Source organism: Rheinheimera sp. NSM (assembly GCF_052380015.1).
Taxonomy (GTDB): Bacteria; Pseudomonadota; Gammaproteobacteria; order Enterobacterales; family Alteromonadaceae; genus Alishewanella.
Genome location: NZ_JBQTCI010000001.1, coordinates 478,905 through 498,850 on the forward strand (window position 1 = coordinate 478,905; position 19,946 = coordinate 498,850).

A 19,946-nucleotide genomic window follows, 5' to 3' on the forward strand; every position below is an offset into this window, starting at 1 on the left:
GGCTACACCTTATGTTGCGGTTGGCCACTGAGAAAGGCCTGCACATTACCGGCCAATTGCAGCACCATTCGCCGGCGCGCTTCAGCACTGGCCCAGGCCATATGCGGCGTGACAATCAGGTTTGGTAGCGCAGCGCTGCACAGTATGTCATCCGGCGCCGGCGGCTCCTGCTCCAGCACATCCAGAGCGGCGCCGCCCAATTGCCCGCTTTGCAACGCTGTCAGCAAAGCGGTGGCATCAACCAGGCCGCCACGGGCGGTGTTAAGCAGCAAAGCGCCGGGTTTTACGCCGGCAAATGTCTCAGTGTTAAACAAATGCCGCGTGCTGTCATTTAGCGGGCAGTGCAGGGAAATAACATCGGCCATGGCTAACGCCGCAGTAAAAGCCACCCGGCCGGGCCGACACTCTGCTACGCCCGGTTGCTCGGCAATGATCACTTGCATACCAAAGGCGGCCGCCAGTTTAGCGCTGGCTTTACCCAGGGCACCATAACCGATTACCACAAAGCACTTGCCGGCCAGCTCGGTTACCGGGTAGTCTAATAAACAAAAGTGCGGGCTATGCTGCCATTCGCCACGCTGCACAGCCTGTTGATACTGTTGCACCTTGTTGGTCAGTTGCAATAGCAGCGCAAACACATGTTGCGGCACAGCAGTATCGGCGTAACCTCTGACATTGCATACAGTAATGCCTAACGCTGCTGCAGCCTCCAGGTCAACATTGTTCACCCCGGTGGCGGCGACACATATCAGTTTCAGCGCCGGCAGTTGTTGCAAGATGGCCGCGCTGAGTTCAACCTTGTTCACTATCGCGATAGTGGCGTGTTGCAACCTCGGCAGGATCTGTTCTTTGCCGGTATGCGGATAACACACCAGCTGCAGGTCAGGCTGCTGCAAGGCGGATAAATCAGCATCGCCCAGGGTAGCGGCGTCAAGAAAAACCATAGCGTGCATTATTTCGTTCCGTAGTAAGTTTTGTATCCAAATAAGGTGCAAAAGCAATGTCTTGCCGCGTTATACCAGCGCTTTGGCGCCGCGTAAACCATTGCACAAATAATTCATGCTAAAGTCGCATAGTCTGCCGTTAAGGGGTTGCAGCACTATTGACCAGTTCAGGAGTTTGCCTATGTTTCCAGCGCGTTTTCAGCCGGTGCTGTTTGCTTTTATTATGTCCGGTTTTATGGCTTTTCTGATGTCCGGCATTCTGACCTTTATTAATTTGGGCTGGTTTGACGCCTTTTTCAGCGCCTGGTTAAAAGCCTATCTGTATGCTCATGCCTGTGCTTTCCCACTGGTGTTTATTTTTGCGCCGTTAAGCCGCAAATTAGCTGCAAAGCTTAGCAAAGCGAGTTAACAGCGGCGCTTATTATTGCTATGCCGGGGCGCCGCTAAACCAAAGCTGAAGTTGTTGCGGTAACCGCGCCAGCCAGGCGTCCAGTTGCGTTGCAGTCATCGGTTTAGCGAAGTAATAACCCTGTACTTTGTCACAGCCGCAGTCTAACAGTTGTTGCAACCCGGCCTGATTTTCCAGGCCTTCAGCGGTGACCGAAAACCCCAGGCTGTGTGCCAGCTGCGTAGTCGCTCTGACAATTAGTGCATCGTTGTTGTTATGCTCAATATCTTTGACAAAAGCGCGGTCTATTTTCACTTCATGCACCGGCAGCTGTTTTAAATACGCCAGCGACGACTGGCCGGTACCAAAATCATCTATCGACAGCGTAATACCCAGGTTGCGCAGCCGGTGCAGCTGGGCAATAACGGTGTCGGCATCTTCCATTACTGCACTTTCCGTTACCTCCAGCGCCAATGCTGCTGCCGGTAGCTGATGCTGTTGTAACAGCGCGGCAATGTCGTCGGCCAATTGCGGGTTCAACAGATCAAACACCGACAAGTTTACCGCCAGTTGCAGCGGAGTCGTGCTTTGCCACCAATGGGCTGCCCGGGCAATCACATGCTGCAGCATCCATTGGCTGATCAAGCCGATATTGCCGGAATGTTCGGCCAGTTTGATAAATTGGTCCGGCGGTACCAGGCCAAGTTGCGGATGCTGCCAGCGGATTAAGGCCTCTGCACTGCTACACCCCGGCTGTTGAATATTCACTTTGGCCTGATACACGACAAAAAACTGACCATTGTGCAGTGCCTGGGGTAGATCACGGATTAACCCCAACTCGCGTTGATGGCTTTCGTCCTGGCCTTGTTGATAAAAAGCGATGCCATCCGGCATTTGCCGCGCGTTTTCCAGCGCAATATCCACGCGGCGCAGGGCATCATTTACACTGAGCTGGCCGGCAGCAAAATTATAAATGCCGGCATATAGCTTCAAATTAATGCTGGAGTGCTGCAGTTTATAACTGTTAAGCAAGGGTTTTATCAGTTGTTGTACCTGCTCTGTCAGCAAAGTGTGCGGATACAACAAAATAAATTCATCGCCACCTGGCCTGGCTAACAACAGTGGTGCCGGTACCAGGCGCTGCAGGCGCTGTGCCAATTGTTGTAACAGTAAGTCGCCGTTGCTGAAACCCAGCACGTCATTGATGCTTTTAAATTGCTGAATATTTAACTGCAGTAAGCTACCGTCACAGCTATCCAACCATTGCTGTAACAGGCGCTCAATGGCGGTGCGGTTATACAGGCCGGTAACAGAGTCATGCTCGGCGTTAAACAGCAATTGTTGCTCACGTTGCTGAATATCCTGTTGCATAGTGCTGAGGGTGCGGCTGAGTAAACCCACTTCATCATCACCGCCTGGCGGCGCGGCGGCGGCAAAGCCCTGGCCGATATGCCGGGCAAATTGGCTTAATGCCTGCATCGGCCGTGTAATGCTGCGGGCAAAAATAAATGCCACTACCAGCGATAACGATAAGGCGGCGCCAAAGATGTAAAACAGCTGGCTGCGCAGTTGCCGGTAGCTGCTGAGCCAGCGCTGATTTGACAAATGCTGTACCGCCCACAGTTGCTGCTGTTGATCCAATGGCAGAGCGACAGAGACGTAATCTTGTTGCGGGCTGCTTTGTACTGTGTCGGGTTGTGCGATAAGCGCGCTGAGTAAGTCGGGTAACTGCTGCCGGTGCGCTGAACTCAGTGTGGAATTGCCGACATGATGCCGGCCATCGCGAATGCCGGTAAAACTGATATCCAGCCCGGTAATGCCTTTTATCTGCTGCGCCAGCGGGCCATCAAGCGGAAAGCCCATACCAACATGGGCAATCAGGTTCGGTGCTTTTACCGGCGCCAGTACCAGCTGATATGGCTGGCCGTTCAGGCTGACAATAGCGGCCACCGGCTGGTCATTGCCGGCAGCGGCTTGTTGAAACAGTGGCGTAATATCGGCCATATTCAGCGTTGGCGACGAGCTGGCCAGCAGAGTGCCGTCCGGTGCCAGCAGCAATGTCAGGCTGGCATTGATACGGTTACCATGGTTGTGCAACACCGACTCTATGGTTTCCTGTTCAGCGGTGGCCACGGCGCGGCGAAAGCCAAAATCGGCTGCCAGAATACGCACACTGTTACTCAACTGTTCGGCACGGGTATCCAGGGCCTGGCGTAATACTTTAGCCGACACGTTCAGCATATGCTGCGCTTGTAATTCACTGTCACGTTTTAGTGTGGTTAAGGTAGCAAAGCCGGTCGCCAACGCCAGTAAACTTAACATTAACAGCAGAATAAAAATGAGTTTGCCGCGTAACGACTTAAACCGCATAGGCTAGATACCGTATAACAACAGTGCACAGCGCAAAGAAACAGGCATAATGTGGCAGACCTTAGCGGAAGATGTGGTTAACAATAGCAATAACGCCGGGTAGGCTCAAATACAATTGAACGCCGGCGGCACAACAATAAGACGGACTGACAGTAAATGAAGACAGGGATCTTAAATACCGTGCTGGCTGCCGGCCTGGTATGCAGCAGCGTAGCGCTGGCAGATGATGTATGCCAACAGGCAAGAGCACAGAACCGTGATTGTGTTGCGCTGGTGCTGGGCGGTGGCGGCGCCCGTGGCGGCGCGCATTTGGGCGTGATTGAACAGCTGGAACGGCAGCAAATTCCGATTGATTTAGTGGTAGGCACCAGTATTGGTGCCTTTATCGGCGGACTTTATGCCAGTGGTCACAGCGCAGAGCAAATTGCGCAGCGGTTGCAGCGTACGCCCTGGGCCGCCGGTTTTCGCGACCGCGTGTATCGCGACGAAATGCCGCTGCGGCGCAAACAAATCAGTGATGACTTCCCGGTAAATACCGATCTTGGCGTGTCAGAAGATGGCGTAAAGCTGCCCAAAGGCATTTTAAATGGCCAGGCGCTGGCTGAGATATTACACGGCACCTTTGGTATCTATGCCGATCTGAAGCATTTTAATGACTTGCCGGTGCCGTTTCGCGCTGTCGCCACCGACTTACTGACGCAACAGCAAGTGGTGCTGAGCAACGGCAGCCTGGTACAAGCGGTGCAGGCATCAATGACCATTCCGGGCGTAGTACGGCCGCTGGAATTAAACGGCAAGCTGCTGGTAGATGGCGGCGTGGTAAATAACCTGCCAATCAGTGTGGCGCGTGAGCTTGGCGTAGACCGTATTATTGCGGTAAGTATTGACTCACCGCTGCTGCGGCGGGAGCAGATGGAGTCGGCATTCAGCGTTACCGAACAACTCACCGGCTTCTTAGTGCGCGCCGGGGTGCAGCAGCAATTGCAATTGCTAACCGACCGCGACCTGCTACTGCAGCCGGATTTGGTAGATATAGGCACGTTGGATTTTGACCGTATTGATATCGCCGTAGCGTCCGGTCGGCAAAGCGCTATCCGCTTTGTGCAGGCGCTGGCCGATTTTAGTCAACCGCATAAAGTGTACAGCGACTGGTTTGCCAGCTTTGATCAAGCCGCCAAGCCGGCGATAGCAATAGAGCGGCTGCAACTGCAAAATAATTCCCGGCTTGCTGATCAGTTACTGTTTGACCGGCTGCAGCTTAAGCCCGGAGATCTTTACACTGAGCGCAGTATTCGTCGCGGCCTGCGGCAATTATATGGCCTGGATACCTTTGAACGGGTTAGCCAGCAACTTACGGTAGAAGAAGACGGCAGCACCTTGCTCAGTGTTAAGGCAGAAGAAAAAAGCTGGGGCCCGGCTTATCTGAACTTCAGGCTGATGTTTGAAGATGATTTTCGTAACAACCATCAGTATCAGCTGGCGGCGGCTTATACCCGCACTAACTTATCGCCATGGGGCGCCGAATGGCATTCCGAGCTGGCGCTGGGCAGTAACAAGTATTTGCACACTGAGCTGTATTGGCCGTGGTCGAACAGCGGGCTTTATAGCAGCGCCAGCTATCAACACCGGCGCGATATACAAGCATTGCAGGACACCATGCAACGCTCTGCCGGTGAGCTGAAAAATATTGAACATGAATTGCAGCTCAGCAGTGGCTGGAATATCTCTGATCATGCCAGGTTACAACTGGGCTGGATCTGGCGCGACGGCGAATACCAGCTACCGGCCCTGTACGCCGGGGACCTGATGACGGATCAAATAGATTACCGCCGCAACGGCCCTCAGGCAGAACTGATTTGGGACACGTTAAACAGCCGTAGTTTTCCTACCCGCGGCATCCGGTTAGCCAGCAGTTACCGCTTTTTAACCGACAAGGTATTGGGTGGCCGGTTAAACAGCACCAGCAGCAGTACTGAATTACTGGCGGCAAAAAGCTGGCAGCAGCATACGCTGCGTACCCGCTGGCGCTTTGATCACTACAACCCGCAACACGACACCGGCTTTGCATTGGAGCAATTCAGCCTCGGCGGCTTTTTAAATTTATCCGGTTACCCGGCAGAGTCGTTGTTTGGCAGCCAAATTCAGTTTGGCAGCCTGGTATACCTGTACCGGCTGAACGAGCAGAGCATTTCTTTTATCAATGCGCCGCTGTATTTCGGCACATCGCTGGAGCGGGGCCGCGTGCGTAAAGATGTGTTTGGCGCCTCCGGCGGTGCCGACGCTACCGACTGGCTGTGGGCCGGTAGCCTGTTTTTGGGTTGGGATACCCCGCTGGGGCCGTTGTATTTCGGTGTCGGCATGGCCGAGCAGGGCCAGTCTGATTATGCCGACGCGGTGTATTTGTCGTTTGGTAAAAGCTATTAACCCGGCCGGTTACATATTTGCTCACACTTTGCCGTTGGCGTGGCCGGCTTTGGCAATGATAAGCTAATGCAGAGTTAATAAGCAGGAAGCATAAATGCAGTTAATTGTTACCGCGATAAGTAAAGCCTATGCCAATGTGCAGGCTGTGCAACAGGTTAGTTTTCAGATAAACAGCGGGGACATTTTCGCCTTGCTGGGGCCAAACGGCGCCGGTAAGTCGTCGATTATCCGCATGTTGGTGGGGATGACGCAGCCGGACAGCGGCAGCATTATGATCAGCTATCAGGACGAACACTTCGACCATGTACCACGGCGTTTACTCGGTTATTTGCCGGAAGACCGCGGTTTGTATCCGGACAAAAGCATCGAAAAAAACCTGCTGTATCTGGCGCAGTTACATGGTTTAAGCAAAAGCAAAGCGCTGTCAGAAATGGACTACTGGCTGGATATTTTTGATTTGACCGACCGGCGCCACGAAGATCTGAAACAGTTATCCAAAGGCAACCAGCAAAAAGTACAGTTAATCGCCGCGGTATTGCATCAGCCGGCGCTGGTGATTCTGGACGAACCGTTCTCCGGGCTTGATCCGATTAACCAGGAAAAGGTAGTGCTGTTTTTAAAACAACTGAAAGCCAAAGGTATGACGGTTATTTTAAGCGCGCACCAAATGGCGATGGTAGAAAAGCTGGCCGACCATATGTTGCTGATGGCACAGGGCAGGGCGGTGTTGGCCGGTACTTTGCAACATATTCAACAACAAAGCCAAGGCCAGCGGCGGATGAAAATAGGCACTGTCAATGCGGTCAGTGCAGAGCAATTGCAGCAATTGGACGCTGTATTAAGCGTTGAAGCGCTGCAGGCGCAACATTTTTTACTCACCCTTGCCGATGATGTCAGTGTGTCTGATTGCCTGAAACAGCTGCTGCAGCAGGTCGAGCTGACACTGGTGGAGATGCAAACGCCGGATTTGCACCAACTGTATCTGGCGGCTATGGCGAAGCACAAACCGGAGGTGGCAGCATGATGTCGCGGCAAAGCTTAATCGTAGCTAAGTGGGAGTTTTTACGCTTTTTTAAGTGGAAGCAGCAACTGATCTCGTATTTGCTGATGCTGGGGGTGATGGCTGCCGTAGCGTTATGGAGCTTTTTTACCGATGAAAGCCGGCAACAATACCGCATTGCCGTGCCGGCACAACTGGAAATAGCCAATACAGAGCAGTTTCAGTTTCAGCGGCCGGGTATCAGCTTTACTGAACAACTGGCACAAATGCGTAGCGACCAGTCCTGGCATGCCGTGGTTAGCTTCGATCAGGACGAATTGGTGCTGCATACTCTTACCGGCAAAAAGTGGCTGGCGCAGTTAGAAACGACATTACAGCAACATTACCGCCAGCTGTCGGCGGCGAAAATGGGGCTCAGCACCACGCAATTAGACCAGTTGGAGCAGCCGGTAACCATCAGCACGCGCTATCTGGATCAAAACTACAAAGGTAAAGATACGCCGGAGAAAATGATCGCACTGGGGGCGTTAATTTTATTGTTTGTTGGCTTAAGCACCGCCTTTGGCCAGGTGTTAGTCAGCATTACCGGTGAGAAACAACAACGGGTTACCGAGCAGCTGTACGCCATAGTGACACCGCAGCAGTGGATGGACGGCAAAGTATTGGGCCACAGTTTCAGTGCGCTCAAAGCCATGGTGACATCCGGGCTGGTCATGCTGCTGGCGTTTGCCGTGGTAAGCCTGTTTGCGAAAAAAGCCGTTGATTTAAGCTGGATTAATATCGGCGTAGTGTTGTGGCTTATTCCGTTTGCCCTGCTGGGTGTAGTGCTGTGCGCCAGCTTTATGGGCGCGATAGCCGCCTCAATTGACGACCCGAATAACAGCGGCAAAAGTGCGGTGATGATGATTACCTGGTTGCCGATGGTGTTTACCTTTATGGTGATCGACAGCCCGGCCGGTTGGGGCATGACAGTACTCAGTTTTGTGCCGTTAACCTCTTTTGCCGCCATGCCGGTAAAAATGGCGATGGTAACCGTGCCCTGGTGGCAACCGCTGTTGTCACTGTTATTACTGCTGGCGACCGTGTACTGGATGCGCCGCGTTGCCGGCCGGGTGTTTTTGCGTGGCATGCAAATGTATGGCAAAGAGCCGTCCTGGGGCGACATAGTGCGCTGGGCCGTCAGTAATAAAACAGAATAGTCAGTCCTGTGACAGGGCGCGCTCTACATCAACGCCGATGCTGAGCGCGCCGATATGATGGCCGTTGTCGTCGGTCAGCGGTACACTCAGTTTTACCTGAAAACCTTGGGTAGACTGGTCATACTCCACCACATCAATAAAGTAGTCATGCTGTTGGGCAAACACACCAAGAAACTGCATTTCATCGCCCTGCCAGTAGTCGGTGGTTATATCGCTGATGGCGACGTTGGCGCCCTGGTTATCCATTAAAATAACCTCTGTCACAGTGTCAGCATAATTGGCCTGCCAGCTACGCAACACGGCAGAAACTGCGCTGTTTAGCAGCTGTTGTGCCATGCTGCCGGCGGCGCCGTTGTGTTGCACCTGGTGCTGCCACTGCGCGTCGGCCTGCATCACCGATGCCAGGCTGGCAGCGCGCTCGTTTTGTTGCAAAACTGCACTACGTAGCTGCGGGTTGCGGCTTAAATCCAGCAAGTTGGCCAGTAGCAATGCCACTATATGCTGCTGTTCTGTTTCAGGTAAGGCAAAAGGGGCTGGCGCGCACAGATGTACGCCGGCATTAAAATGTTGCATAAAGCCGGGCCGTTGTTGTAACCGCGCCATGGAAAAATACACCCCCAGCGGCACATAACGTAAAAATGCCTGGCGGTACTGCTGCGGCGGTAGCTTTAACCGCTGCACTGCGTGGTTAAAATCATCCAGGTCGGCTACGATCACATCAATACGGCCTATTGCCAGCAACTGCACTAACTGGGCAATATCACCCACTTCCAGCTCCGGTTTATAATCTTTGGCGTTAAACCAGTCGGCCTGATGGCTGCCAAGAATGGCACCATAGCGGATTTTAGTTTGGCTGTGCGGGCCGGCATGGCGCTGGTGCCAAAACCAGTACCAGTTTTCCAAAAACAGCGGCGCCGATAACTGCGCATAACCCTGCATATCGTCATTCGGAATAGCGGTAAAATAGCCGTCAATCCGGCCCATTTTCACTTCTTGTTTGGCCCTGCGCCATGGCATCGACAGCAACTGATACGGCTGCCCGATCTGCTGCATAATGCAATGCATTTGCTTATGATTGCTGCTTTCGGTCGTGGCGGGAATACTGGTGCCAAGCAATAGCGGACTATGCCCCGCGGTTTGAGACAACAGTAGCCAGCTACTGAAGAGAAGCACATTAAGCATAAGCGGCCATTAGCGGATGAAGTCGGTTAGCGGTTGGGCAAAGTATAGCAGTAATCAATAATAACCTGGCCCGGGGCTTGAACTTAGCCCCGATCGACCAGACTAATAGCATAGTATCTGAATTGAGGTAATTATGTTTTCATCATTTAAACAGCAAAGCAGTCAGTGGCAACAGCAGTTTGCCCGGCAGCAAAATGCCGGCCCGCTGCAACGCCTGCTGGCCTGGTTAATTCTGGGGCTTATGCTGTTGGCCGGGGCGGCTATTCTGGTATTTATGCTGCTGCTAAGCTGGATTTTAATTCCTATTCTGCTGTTCCGGCACCGCGCTAAAGTTAAAGCCTGGCAGCAACGCCAGCAAGCCGGCGCTGCCGGTGAACCCGGCGCAGAGCAGCCGCGCAGTGTTATTGAAGGCGAAGTGTTACGTAAGCGGGAAGATTAGCCGGTTGCAAGCCGGTTCGTCGTCGGTTAGTAATGTTGTGTCGGGGAGTAACGTTATCCACACACCGCCAGCTTGGCCTGAATATAGTCACTGTGGCGGATAAACAGTAAATCGGCAATTTTGCGCAGCATAGCCTCTTCATTCGGGTCCAGCACTCCGTCGGCATAAGCCTGTTGCCATAAACTATCCAGTAAAGCCAATCTGGCAGCATAACTCAGCTGTTTTAACTGCACGGTAAATTGGTGCAGCGAAATAGCGTCTGTTGCCTGTTTATCCGCTAACGCTACCACAGCGCCGGCATCGGCGTCAGACAAAGCAAACTCACGCTTTACATACTGCCGCGCTAACGCCAGTTCCTCCTCTGCACTGGCAAAGTCGGCATGTGCCACCATCAACATTAACGACACGCAGGCCAGCTCAGCTTCGCTCAGGCCATAGGTGGTTTGGCCGGCCGGCGCTGCAGCCAGGCCGTCGTTTACTTTATCCAGCAGCGTTTTAAATAACTGAAACATCGCACTTCCTTTAATGATTACTGCCGTTAGAGCAGAGTGGGGCGGCAAAGTTCGGTTGTTACACCGGCCGCTGCACAGCGTGCTTGAAAAACGCCTGTAGGCACCGCATTAAGTTCAAACCATACTGTTGGCAGCATACTGCGCTTAACGCCTGAGGTGAAGCTTGGCTATCTTTATTACCCTGTTATTGGGCGCAGCGATCATCGCGCTGGTGTTATCTGCACCTTATCGGCAACGTTATAAACGCCGGCAGCTAATGGCTAAGCCGTTCCCGGCCGCCTGGCGCGATATTTTAAAACGCCGCTTGCCGTACTTTCGTGCCTTACCGGCCGATTTACAGCTGCAGCTGAAAAAACATATCCAGGTATTTATTGCCGAAAAGCAGTTTATCGGCTGTGATGGCTTAACGGTAACCGATGAAATGCGCGTAACCATAGCAGCCCAGGCTTGCCTGTTACTGCTGAACCGGCCGGATTATTACTACCCGAAACTGCAACAAATTCTGTTGTATCCGTCTGCCTTTATTGTCAGCGGCAATCAGGCCGATGCCGCCGGCGTAATGCATGAGCAGCGCCGCGTGTTATCCGGTGAGTCCTGGGGCCTGGGCAAAGTGATCTTAAGTTGGGCCGATACGCTGGAGGGGGCCGCTAACCCCCGTGATGGCCGCAATGTAGTGATCCATGAATTTGCCCATCAGCTGGATCAGGAAAAAGGCATTGCCAACGGTGCGCCCTTGCTGGAGCGCAGCAGCGATTATCAGCAATGGTCCGGTGTTATGGCGGCAGAGTTTACTGCGCTGCAACGCCAGGCGCAAAATAGCCAGAGCGGTTTGTTTGATCACTATGGCGCCACCAACCCGGCTGAATTTTTTGCTGTTATCAGCGAAGTGTTCTTTGAACAGCCGCAACAATTGTCGCAGCAGCACCCGCAGCTGTATCAGCAACTAAGCCGCTTTTACCGGCTTAACCCGCTAAGCTGGTAATAACACAGAAAAAAGTGATCTACAGCGCGCTTTGCGTCATACTCCTTAGCTTAACAAGAACAGTTCTTATTTAGTTAGGGAAGTATTATGCGTTGGCGGATAGCAGCAGCTTTATTGGGCACTATGGTTGCAATGGCATTGCAGGCACAACAGCCGGTGCCGGTACGGGTAACTATGCCGCAGGAGAAAGGCTTATCGCAGCAATTGGTGCTTAGTGGCAGCCTTACCGCACAGCAAGATGCCGGTTTATCCAGCCGCACCGCCGGCTTAGTGGCCGAACTGTTAGTTGACGCCGGCAGCACGGTAAGCAAAGGCCAGCCGTTGCTGCAACTGGACACCAGCCTGGCGCAACATGAACTGGCGCAGCGCAAGGCTGCATTAGCTGCGGCGCAGGTACTGCAAAGCGAGCAACTACGGCTGGTTGGCGAAGCCGAACAACTGACTAAACAGCAACTGTTTCCGCAAACGGAGCTGGCGCTGCGCCGTGCCGGACTGGCGCAAGCCGACGCTGCATTGCAACAGGCACAGGCTGCGGCGGCACAGCAACAGGAAGTGCTCGCCCGGCATACCCTTACCGCGCCCTTTGCCGGCGTTATTGCCAGGCGCTACACCGATGTCGGTGAGTGGATTGCGCTGGGCACTCCGGTGTTGCAACTGGTTAGTTTAAGCCCGCTGCTGCTGGATGTGCAGGTGCCGCAGGAATATTTCGCCGCCTTACCTACTTTGCGCCGCATCGCAGTACAGTCTGATTTACTGCCGGGCGAGAAGCTCAGCGCCAACCTGCTGGCCACTGTGCCGGTGGGCGATGCCGCAGCGCGCAGCTTCCTGGCCAGACTGGCCATACAAGACAGCAGCGTAACGCTGTTGCCGGGCACATCTGCCCGCGCCACCCTGTACTTTGAACGCGATGACGCCAGCGCTTTAGTGGTGCCGCCGGATGCGTTACTGCGCCACCCGGATGGTAACTTCAGTGTCTTTGCCGTGCGCGACGATAAAGCCTGGCGCCACAATGTCACCCTGGGCCGCAGCAATGAGCAGGGCGTGGAAATTTTATCCGGCTTACCAAAACAGCAACCGGTGGTGGTACGAGGTAATGAAACTCTGCGTGACGGCCAGGCGGTGCGGGTGCTGAACGAAGACAGCGGCGCAACGCGCAGCAATAAGGAGTAAGCCATGCTGGAAGCCGGTATTCGCCGTGGCACCATTCTTACCGTAGCGGTATTGATTATTTGCGTGCTGGGCATAGTGGCGGCGCTGCGCATTCCGGTGCAGATGATCCCTGACCTGGAAGTACGTACCATCAGTGTGGTTACCGGTTGGCCCGGCGCCACGCCGCAGGATGTGGAAAAAGAAATTCTGATTGAGCAGGAGCGCTACCTGCGCACCTTGCCGAATTTAAAACGTATGGTATCGCGCGCCGGCACCGGCTCGGCAGAAATAGAGCTGGAGTTCCCGTTCGGTGTAGATGTTACCGAAGCCTTGATCCGCGTCAGCAATGCGCTAAGCCAGGTACCGGCTTATCCGGAAAACGTCGACCAACCGCGTTTATTCAGCAGCTCGTTCTCTAATAATGCCTTTATGTATTTTCGCCTGATGCCGGTGCAAGGGAACCCGCTTAAGCTGGATATGGATATGCTGCGTGATTACGCCGAAGACTATGTCCGGCCGCGCATGGAGCGGGTTCCCGGGGTGTCTGAAGTTGGCGTCAGCGGCGGCGCCGAGCGGCAAATTCAGATCCTTGTCGACCCGGCCAAACTGGCCCAGCGCGGCATTAGTCTGACGGATGTGCGCGATGCTATCCGCGCCCGTAACCGTGATACCTCGGCCGGTGATATCGACAGCGGCAAACGGCGTTATCTGCTTAGAATGGTCGGCCGTTTTGACCATATCGACGAGCTGGAAAATCTGATCCTGACCCAGCAGGGCGATAGCCAGGTGCGGCTGAAAGACGTCGCCAGTCTGGTGCTGGATCACTTTGAGGTACGCGATTTGTCGTTTGCCGATGGCGAGCGCACCCTGGGCTTATCGGTGCGGCGTGAGCCCGGCTCCAATGTTATCGACATTAAGCAGCAGATGATGCTGGTCGTGGCGCAGATGAATCAGGATATGCTGGCCGGTAACGGCCTGAAGCTGACGCTGATCAGTGACGACGTGCGCTACGTCGAAGACTCTATTGCCAATGTCTGGACCAACCTGGCACTGGGCGCCATGCTGGCCACGTTAGTAATGTATCTGTTTTTGCGCTCCGGCCGCGCTACCCTGGTCGGCGTTATTGGCGTACCCATTTGTACCATAGCGGCGTTTTTAGGTTTGCTGGCGTTTGGCCGTACTATTAATGTTATTTCGCTGGCCGGCATTGCCTTTGCCATCGGCATGACAATGGACAACACCATAGTGGTGCTGGAAAGCATAGAGCAGGCGCGCCGCCGCGGGCTGGACCGTATAGAAGGCGCCATTGCCGGGGTGCGTGATGTGTGGCCGGCAGTATTGGCCTCTACCCTTACTACGGTGCTGGTGTTTATGCCGATTTTGTTTGTCGAGCAGGAAGCCGGGCAACTGTATTCCGATATTGCTATTGCCATTGCCGCGGCCATTATCGCCTCTATGTTAGTGGCGGTATTTGTGGTGCCGGCCGCCATTGCCAAACTGGGCTTTGGCCAAAGCGCCGCTATGCAGCATGACAGCTTGCACAATCAGAGCATGCAGAATGACAGCCCGGATAACCACAACACAGCTGCGCCGCCCGGCGCCATTTTACGCCTGGTACAGGCCATTATCAGCAAAGGCGCTGCGCGGCGGCTAACGCTGGCGCTTACTGTGTTATTAACCCTCGGCGCCGGCTGGTACCTGTTGCCACCGGCCGAATATTTGCCCGAGGGCGAAGAGCCGAAAGCGTTTTCGTCGATGATAGCGCCGCCTGGCTATAACTTGTCGGAAATGGCCGCTATCGCCGAAGAAATTAAGGCGTATTTAACGGCACAGGTAGATGCCGACCCGGCGCAGTTTGACCGTGGTGAAACTGCCATGCCGTCGCTTAAGTATTACTCGCTCAGCGTGTCGGTGGGGCGGATCCGTGTGCTGAGCGAACCGAATCGGCCGCAGGATATCAGCGCCATGATGGACGCGATGACCGCATTATTCCGCCAGTATCCGGGCATGCGGGCGTTCTCGTCGCGCGGCTCTATTATCAGCAGCAATGATGGCGGTACCCGCGCGGTGGCGCTGGATATTTCCGGACCGGATTTAGCCAGCCTGTATGCCACCGCCGATGCCGCTTACGTGGCGGCAGGCCAACTGTTTGACAAGCCACAGTTAAGCTCGCAGCCGGCGTCGTTATCACTGGATCAGCCATTGGTCGAGATCCGCCCGCGCTGGCAACGTCTGGCCGAGCTGGATTTCAGTGCCGCCGACTTTGGCTTTGCCGTATCAGCGCTAAGTGACGGTGCCTTTGTCGATGAGTTTTTCCTTGCTGATGACAAAGTGGATATTTTTCTGTTCAGTAATGCCGGCGCGCAGCAAAGCCTGGCGCAGTTGGCACATACGCCGGTGTTAACCCCCAATGGTGCTGTGTTGCCGCTCAGCAGCCTGGCAGAGCTGGCAGAAGTGGCCGACAGTGACACCCTGCGCCGCGTAGATGGCCGCCGTACCGTGACGCTGTATATTATTCCGCCGCGCTCGGTGGCGCTGGAAACGGCTGTGGCCATAGTACAGCAGCAACTGGTGCCGCAGTTGCAACGCGACGGCGCTATAGGCAGCGACGTTACGCTGGACATTACCGGCGCCTCGGATCAACTGGATGAAACCCGGGCGGCACTGGGCAGCAATTTTATTATTGCTATCGTACTGATTTACCTGCTGTTGGTGGCCATTTTCAGCCACTGGGGCTATCCGTTGTTTATTCTGGCTACGGTGCCGCTGGGGTTGGCCGGCGCCTTAGTGGGCCTGGCTACGGTTAATGGTATCAGCAGTGCGCTGGCGCTGGTTGGTTTGGGCGGTTTTCATCAGCCGTTTGATATGATCACCATGCTGGGGTTTTTAATCTTGCTTGGTACTGTGGTGAATAACCCGATTTTAATCGTCGACCAAAGCCGGCGTAACCTGCAAGCCGGCCATATGGCGGTAACCGATGCGGTATTGCAGGCGGTGGCCACCAGGCTGCGGCCAATATTAATGTCGACTGCCACCACCATTTTTGGCCTGGCACCGCTGGTACTGATTCCGGGCGAGGGTACCGAGCTGTATCGCGGCGTGGGTATTATTGTGCTCTGCGGTTTGCTGTTTTCTACCCTGATCAGCCTGACATTTTTACCGGCCTTGCTGGTCGCGGTGCTGCGCCGGAAACAGGCTTAATCAGAGAAAAAGGCAAACTTAATCACCTGTGCCAGCACCAGTAAGGCCACCAGTGGCATAATGTAGCGGCTGAGTTTAGCGGTTTTTTCCTCGTCGCGGCTGCCATATTTTTCTGCCAGCGTAACCAGAATAAACAGCGCGGCAAACAGCAGAGCTAAAATGGTAATTAAGGTGGTCATAGGGAGCTCCGTCAGCAATATTGCCGCAGCTTAACCCGGTTCAACTTTAGTTTCAAAAAGGCCGTGCGGCCGCTTCGCGGCAAAATAGCCGCATGCTATGCTGAGCAGAGTAAAATCACGCAGACAGGAATTACCCTATGTTATTGGCCGTAGTCGCATTAATTGCCGGTTTGGCACTGTTGGTATGGAGTGCTGACCGTTTTGTCGATGGTGCCGCCGCCACCGCCCGTTACGCCGGTATGCCGCCACTGTTAATTGGTATGATCATTGTTGGTTTTGGTACTTCAGCACCGGAAATGGTGGTGTCGGCGATGGCCGCGGCTGATGGTAATCCGGCGCTGGCGCTGGGTAATGCCTACGGCTCTAACATTACTAATATTGCGCTTATTCTTGGTCTGGTAGCGCTGCTTAGCCCCATTGCCGTGCACTCGCAGGTACTGCGCAAAGAGCTGCCGATTTTAATGCTGGTTACCTTATTTGCCGGCTGGTTGCTGTTTGATCATCAGTTAAACAGCTTCGACGCCTGGTGTTTGCTGGGGCTGTTTTTTGCGCTGATGGCCTGGTCAATCTGGCAGGGTATGCGTAACCCGCAGGATGCGCTGGCCACTGAAATGGACGAAGACCTGGCCGCTCAGCCAAAAATGACGTTAAAGCAGGCCATTATCTGGTTAGTGGTGGGGCTGGTATTGTTAATTATTGCCTCACGTATGCTGGTATACGGTGCGGTGTTTATTGCTCAGGGCTTGGGTGTAAGCGACCTGGTGATCGGCTTAACCGTAGTGGCCATTGGTACTTCGCTGCCGGAGCTGGCCTCATCGCTGATTGCGATTAAAAAAGGCGAGCACGATATTGCGCTGGGTAATATTATCGGCTCCAACCTGTTTAATACGCTGGCGGTAGTCGGTATTGCCGCCATGATAGAGCCGATGGCAGTGGATTCGGTGGTGTTAACCCGCGACTGGACGCTGATGGCCGTACTGACGGCAGCGCTGTTTGTTATGGGCTACGGCTATAAAAAGCAGGGCCGGATTAACCGTGTAGAAGGCGGCCTGTTGCTGGCAGTGTTTATCGGCTATACCGGTTATTTGATCAGCACCGTGATGGCTTAGCGGCTGACGGATGCCTCAGCCTCGCGCGGAACTCGACAGCGGTTACTACCTGCAGCACTTTAACGAGCTGCTGCAGTTTGTTACGCAGCATTATCAGGGCGTATTAAGCGCCGATAGCAGCGGCTTTATCCGCGATTTTAATGCGCTAAGTGAGCCTGGCCGGCAACTGCTGGTGCGCATGCTTAACCGCAAAGGCAGCGTATTTGCTGATACTGAGCTTCATTATGCTGAAATCGGCGCCACTACGCCGCTGCTGGATGAGTTAACCCAAGCCGGTTTTATCGCGCCGTTAACAGAGGCTGATCTGGCCGATTTTTGGTTACGACTAACCAAAGACACGCTGTGGCAATTGCTGCAGCTGGCACAAGCCGAGCTGGTACAGCAGGGCTTGCCCGATGCGGTCAGCGCGAGAAAAAGCCAAACCAAACCGCAGTTACTGGGCACGGCGTTAAAGCTGCCGGTAAACTGGCTGGCGCTGATTAGTAAACTGCCGCAGCGCTATGTCGCGCTGCGCCGCCAGGATGCACTTAACTATATTTATTTCCTCTATTTTGGCCGTATCGAAGCCAATTTGTCGTTATTTACCCTGCGTGACTTAGGCATCCGCCAGACCGGCCAGTTTAAACAGCAGTTTAGCCCGCGCTTCACTGAACCGGCGCAGGCACAGCTGGCGTATCAACTGGCCAAAGCCAAGCCGGTGATTATTGAGCTGGGCAAGCAGTTAAAAAAACAGCCGGATAACGCCGCAGCGCTGCTTAGCCAGTGGCAGGACGCTGTGGCTGCCTGGCCGGTGCCGGACGATAACGCCTTGTTACTCAAGCGCAGCGAGCGCTGTTACAGCCTTGGTAAACTGGCCGAACAATACCAACTTAATGATGTTGCGATCTGCTTTTATCAGCACAGCAATGGCTTTCCGGCCAGTGAGCGGCTTGCCCGGCTTTACGCCCAAACAGGCGACGAGCAACTGTGCCGGCAATATCTACAACAGTTATTGGATGACCCCGGCTGCGATGAAGAATGGCTGTTTGCCGAAGATTTTTACCGGCGCAAATTTGCAGATCACAGCAGTGGCGCTAAACCCGGGCATAAGCGCCGCTCGCAGCTTACGCAATTACTACATGACGCGCCGTTGGTCGGTGTCGACGAGCTGTATTTGGGTAAAGCTGAGCAAGGCTTAATGGCGCATTATGCCGCCCGGGGTTATACGGTATTTCACGCCGAGAATAACCTCTGGCTGGCACTGTTTGGCCTGTGGTTTTGGCATGAGCTGTTTGAGCATAGCGACAGCGCCCTGCATAACCCGTTTGAACGGCGGCCACGCAATTTAGCCAGCGGCGGCTTTTATCAGCAGTTTGAAAGCGAGATAGAGCACAAGCTAAACCAACTGGCAGCGCCAACTGCCGCCAGCACGCTGCTGAGCGCCTTAACTACGCATTACGGCAAAGCCAATAGCTTGTTTTACTGGCATAGTGATTTGGCACAGCAGTTACTGCCACTGCTGCAATATGCGCCTGAAACAAATGGCGTAAGTAGCTTAGCGCCAATACTGCGCGCCATGGCGCAGGATTTTTCCCGCCATAGCAGTGGCTACCCGGATTTACTGCTGATTAAAGACCAGCAACTTGCGTTTATCGAAGTAAAAGCACCGGGCGATAAAATACAGCGCCATCAGTTAGCGCGGCTGTTAGCGCTGCAAAATGCCGGCTTTAACGCGCGGATAGAAAAACTGCAGTGGATAGTCGACCCCAACCGTTTATATGTAGTGCTGGATGTCGAAACCACCGGCGGCAAAGCCGGCACAGATCGCGTTATCGAAATCGGTGCGGTTAAAGTGCAGGCCGGTGAAGTGCTGGGCACCTTTAGTACGCTGTTAAACCCGGGCCGTTATATTCCGTCTTTTATTACCCGGCTAACCGGTATCAACAGCGCCATGGTGGCTGATGCACCGAGCTTTGCCGATATAGCCGGCAAGCTCGCCGAATTCCTGCAAGGCGCGGTGTTTGTCGCGCACAACGCCAAGTTTGATTACGGCTTTATCCGCGCCGAATTTGCCAGGCTTGAACAGCCCTTTGATATGCCGCAGCTGTGTACCGTAGTTAATATGCGTCGTTATTACCCGGGGCTGGCATCTTATAGCCTGGGTAAGCTGTGCGAAGAGTTTGAGATTAAACTAACCAATCACCACCGCGCGCTGGATGACGCCACAGCTACGGTGGAGTTATTAAAGTTGATTAATGCCAGACGCTGTACGCCGCAACTTGCCACAAAATAAAACTGGTGGAACATGAAAATACATTGCAGACCTCTGAATGACGATGATTTTAAACAAATGAGAGAGCTTCTGCTGACAGAGGGTGCTAACGAGTGGAATTACATCACGGAGGAGAGTATTAACCAACAATTCGACCTCATTCGCGAAAAAAAAGCATTAGCCGTTCTGGCCGGGGAAAACGCAATCCTGGGTTTTGCTGTGCTGATTTTAAAAAGCGCATGTCCTGCGAAATTAAGTAAATACTCTGAGTTATCATCAATTGCCTATATCGGTGATGTGGTAGTTAGCCTAACGCTTAGTGGTAAGGGAATTGGCAGCAAGCTATTGAATAAGTGTGTAGGTATCGCGCGTGAAGAACAGTGCCGTAAAGTCTATATTGAGCGACACGAAGAAAATTTGGCCTCCGCTGGCATGATGCGAAAAGCCGGGTTCGAGTTGGTAGAAACCTTCTATGACCCTGATAAGAGGTCTGTAGGATCAAGAAAAACGTCGGTGCTGGTGAAGGGCATATAAATCAATAGGGTCAGTGACATTGATTTGCTGTAGGCAAAAGTGGCTAACAGAAATATCAACGTTACTGGCCCCATCTATCCACA

The 19,946-nt window shown here is 53.8% G+C and carries 16 protein-coding genes; 11 read left to right on the forward strand and 5 right to left on the reverse strand.

The window, feature by feature from the left end; translation table 11 throughout:
- Positions 1–2 precede the first annotated feature (2 nt).
- Positions 3–953: a D-2-hydroxyacid dehydrogenase gene (locus tag ACTZWV_RS02150; RefSeq protein WP_444784955.1), complete on the reverse strand. Its 951-nt coding sequence runs from the start codon at positions 951–953 to the stop codon at positions 3–5.
- A gap of 172 nt (positions 954–1,125) precedes the next feature.
- Here ACTZWV_RS02150 and ACTZWV_RS02155 point away from each other — a divergent pair, with 172 nt between their 5' ends.
- Positions 1,126–1,353 carry a DUF2798 domain-containing protein gene (locus ACTZWV_RS02155; protein WP_444784956.1) on the forward strand — a complete coding sequence of 76 codons (228 nt, stop codon included), beginning with the start codon at positions 1,126–1,128 and terminating at the stop codon, positions 1,351–1,353.
- 18 nt (positions 1,354–1,371) lie between these two features.
- Here the strand turns inward: ACTZWV_RS02155 and ACTZWV_RS02160 are convergent, their stop codons facing one another.
- On the reverse strand, positions 1,372–3,702 hold the full coding sequence (locus tag ACTZWV_RS02160) for a putative bifunctional diguanylate cyclase/phosphodiesterase (protein ID WP_444784957.1): 2,331 nt from the start codon (positions 3,700–3,702) through the stop codon (positions 1,372–1,374).
- Between the two features lie 156 nt (positions 3,703–3,858).
- Here ACTZWV_RS02160 and ACTZWV_RS02165 point away from each other — a divergent pair, with 156 nt between their 5' ends.
- From ACTZWV_RS02165 to ACTZWV_RS02175, 3 genes are all read left to right on the forward strand, one after another.
- Complete coding sequence (locus ACTZWV_RS02165; protein WP_444784958.1) at positions 3,859–6,126, forward strand: patatin-like phospholipase family protein; 2,268 nt, start codon at positions 3,859–3,861, stop codon at positions 6,124–6,126.
- Between the two features lie 94 nt (positions 6,127–6,220).
- A complete protein-coding gene (locus tag ACTZWV_RS02170) occupies positions 6,221–7,150 on the forward strand; it encodes an ABC transporter ATP-binding protein (RefSeq protein WP_444784959.1) in 930 nt (309 codons plus the stop codon).
- Complete coding sequence (locus tag ACTZWV_RS02175; protein WP_444784960.1) at positions 7,147–8,325, forward strand: ABC transporter permease; 1,179 nt, start codon at positions 7,147–7,149, stop codon at positions 8,323–8,325. Before ACTZWV_RS02170 ends, ACTZWV_RS02175 begins: the two co-directional genes overlap by 4 nt.
- On the opposite strand, the gene ACTZWV_RS02180 is transcribed toward ACTZWV_RS02175, so the two are convergent.
- Positions 8,326–9,378 carry a hypothetical protein gene (locus ACTZWV_RS02180; RefSeq protein ID WP_444784961.1) on the reverse strand — a complete coding sequence of 351 codons (1,053 nt, stop codon included), beginning with the start codon at positions 9,376–9,378 and terminating at the stop codon, positions 8,326–8,328.
- Positions 9,379–9,640: 262 nt separating this feature from the next.
- Between ACTZWV_RS02180 and ACTZWV_RS02185 the strand changes: the two genes are divergently transcribed.
- The gene (locus tag ACTZWV_RS02185; RefSeq protein ID WP_444784962.1) at positions 9,641–9,946 is read left to right on the forward strand and encodes a hypothetical protein; all 306 of its coding nucleotides are present in this window, start codon (positions 9,641–9,643) and stop codon (positions 9,944–9,946) included.
- A 53-nt stretch (positions 9,947–9,999) separates the two neighbouring features.
- Here ACTZWV_RS02185 and ACTZWV_RS02190 read toward each other — a convergent pair whose 3' ends face one another.
- A complete protein-coding gene (locus ACTZWV_RS02190) occupies positions 10,000–10,458 on the reverse strand; it encodes a tellurite resistance TerB family protein (protein ID WP_444784963.1) in 459 nt (152 codons plus the stop codon).
- Positions 10,459–10,621: 163 nt separating this feature from the next.
- Here ACTZWV_RS02190 and ACTZWV_RS02195 point away from each other — a divergent pair, with 163 nt between their 5' ends.
- The 3 genes from ACTZWV_RS02195 to ACTZWV_RS02205 all read left to right on the forward strand — a co-directional run bounded on the left by ACTZWV_RS02195 (position 10,622) and on the right by ACTZWV_RS02205 (position 15,790).
- Positions 10,622–11,440, forward strand: a complete 819-nt coding sequence (locus ACTZWV_RS02195; protein WP_444784964.1) for a zinc-dependent peptidase — start codon at positions 10,622–10,624, stop codon at positions 11,438–11,440.
- An 87-nt stretch (positions 11,441–11,527) separates the two neighbouring features.
- Positions 11,528–12,610: an efflux RND transporter periplasmic adaptor subunit gene (locus tag ACTZWV_RS02200; RefSeq protein WP_444784965.1), complete on the forward strand. Its 1,083-nt coding sequence runs from the start codon at positions 11,528–11,530 to the stop codon at positions 12,608–12,610.
- A gap of 3 nt (positions 12,611–12,613) precedes the next feature.
- On the forward strand, positions 12,614–15,790 hold the full coding sequence (locus ACTZWV_RS02205; RefSeq protein ID WP_444784966.1) for an efflux RND transporter permease subunit: 3,177 nt from the start codon (positions 12,614–12,616) through the stop codon (positions 15,788–15,790).
- Here the strand turns inward: ACTZWV_RS02205 and ACTZWV_RS02210 are convergent.
- Positions 15,787–15,969 (reverse strand): hypothetical protein, encoded by a 183-nt coding sequence (locus ACTZWV_RS02210; RefSeq protein WP_444784967.1) that lies wholly within the window; start codon positions 15,967–15,969, stop codon positions 15,787–15,789. The two genes, ACTZWV_RS02205 and ACTZWV_RS02210, sit on opposite strands and share 4 nt — an antisense overlap.
- A gap of 137 nt (positions 15,970–16,106) precedes the next feature.
- Between ACTZWV_RS02210 and ACTZWV_RS02215 the strand changes: the two genes are divergently transcribed.
- Genes ACTZWV_RS02215 through ACTZWV_RS02225 form a run of 3 tightly spaced genes read left to right on the forward strand, consistent with a single transcriptional unit; the run spans position 16,107 to position 19,863 of the window.
- Positions 16,107–17,078 carry a calcium/sodium antiporter gene (locus tag ACTZWV_RS02215; RefSeq protein WP_444784968.1) on the forward strand — a complete coding sequence of 324 codons (972 nt, stop codon included), beginning with the start codon at positions 16,107–16,109 and terminating at the stop codon, positions 17,076–17,078.
- A gap of 10 nt (positions 17,079–17,088) precedes the next feature.
- Complete coding sequence (locus ACTZWV_RS02220) at positions 17,089–19,350, forward strand: exonuclease domain-containing protein (RefSeq protein WP_444784969.1); 2,262 nt, start codon at positions 17,089–17,091, stop codon at positions 19,348–19,350.
- Between the two features lie 12 nt (positions 19,351–19,362).
- The gene (locus ACTZWV_RS02225; RefSeq protein WP_444784970.1) at positions 19,363–19,863 is read left to right on the forward strand and encodes a GNAT family N-acetyltransferase; all 501 of its coding nucleotides are present in this window, start codon (positions 19,363–19,365) and stop codon (positions 19,861–19,863) included.
- Positions 19,864–19,946 lie beyond the last annotated feature (83 nt).

Bases quoted from the DNA above. Each gene is read 5' to 3' on its own strand.
- ACTZWV_RS02205 (WP_444784966.1), top strand. From the start codon at position 12,614: ATGCTGGAAGCCGGTATTCGCCGTGGCACCATTCTTACCGTAGCGGTA.
- ACTZWV_RS02150 (WP_444784955.1), bottom strand. From the start codon at position 953: ATGCACGCTATGGTTTTTCTTGACGCCGCTACCCTGGGCGATGCTGAT.
- ACTZWV_RS02200 (WP_444784965.1), top strand. From the start codon at position 11,528: ATGCGTTGGCGGATAGCAGCAGCTTTATTGGGCACTATGGTTGCAATG.
- ACTZWV_RS02155 (WP_444784956.1), top strand. From the start codon at position 1,126: ATGTTTCCAGCGCGTTTTCAGCCGGTGCTGTTTGCTTTTATTATGTCC.
- ACTZWV_RS02225 (WP_444784970.1), top strand. From the start codon at position 19,363: ATGAAAATACATTGCAGACCTCTGAATGACGATGATTTTAAACAAATG.
- ACTZWV_RS02165 (WP_444784958.1), top strand. From the start codon at position 3,859: ATGAAGACAGGGATCTTAAATACCGTGCTGGCTGCCGGCCTGGTATGC.
- ACTZWV_RS02160 (WP_444784957.1), bottom strand. From the start codon at position 3,702: ATGCGGTTTAAGTCGTTACGCGGCAAACTCATTTTTATTCTGCTGTTA.
- ACTZWV_RS02215 (WP_444784968.1), top strand. From the start codon at position 16,107: ATGTTATTGGCCGTAGTCGCATTAATTGCCGGTTTGGCACTGTTGGTA.
- ACTZWV_RS02170 (WP_444784959.1), top strand. From the start codon at position 6,221: ATGCAGTTAATTGTTACCGCGATAAGTAAAGCCTATGCCAATGTGCAG.
- ACTZWV_RS02185 (WP_444784962.1), top strand. From the start codon at position 9,641: ATGTTTTCATCATTTAAACAGCAAAGCAGTCAGTGGCAACAGCAGTTT.
- ACTZWV_RS02175 (WP_444784960.1), top strand. From the start codon at position 7,147: ATGATGTCGCGGCAAAGCTTAATCGTAGCTAAGTGGGAGTTTTTACGC.
- ACTZWV_RS02220 (WP_444784969.1), top strand. From the start codon at position 17,089: ATGCCTCAGCCTCGCGCGGAACTCGACAGCGGTTACTACCTGCAGCAC.
- ACTZWV_RS02210 (WP_444784967.1), bottom strand. From the start codon at position 15,969: ATGACCACCTTAATTACCATTTTAGCTCTGCTGTTTGCCGCGCTGTTT.
- ACTZWV_RS02180 (WP_444784961.1), bottom strand. From the start codon at position 9,378: ATGCAGCAGATCGGGCAGCCGTATCAGTTGCTGTCGATGCCATGGCGC.
- ACTZWV_RS02190 (WP_444784963.1), bottom strand. From the start codon at position 10,458: ATGTTTCAGTTATTTAAAACGCTGCTGGATAAAGTAAACGACGGCCTG.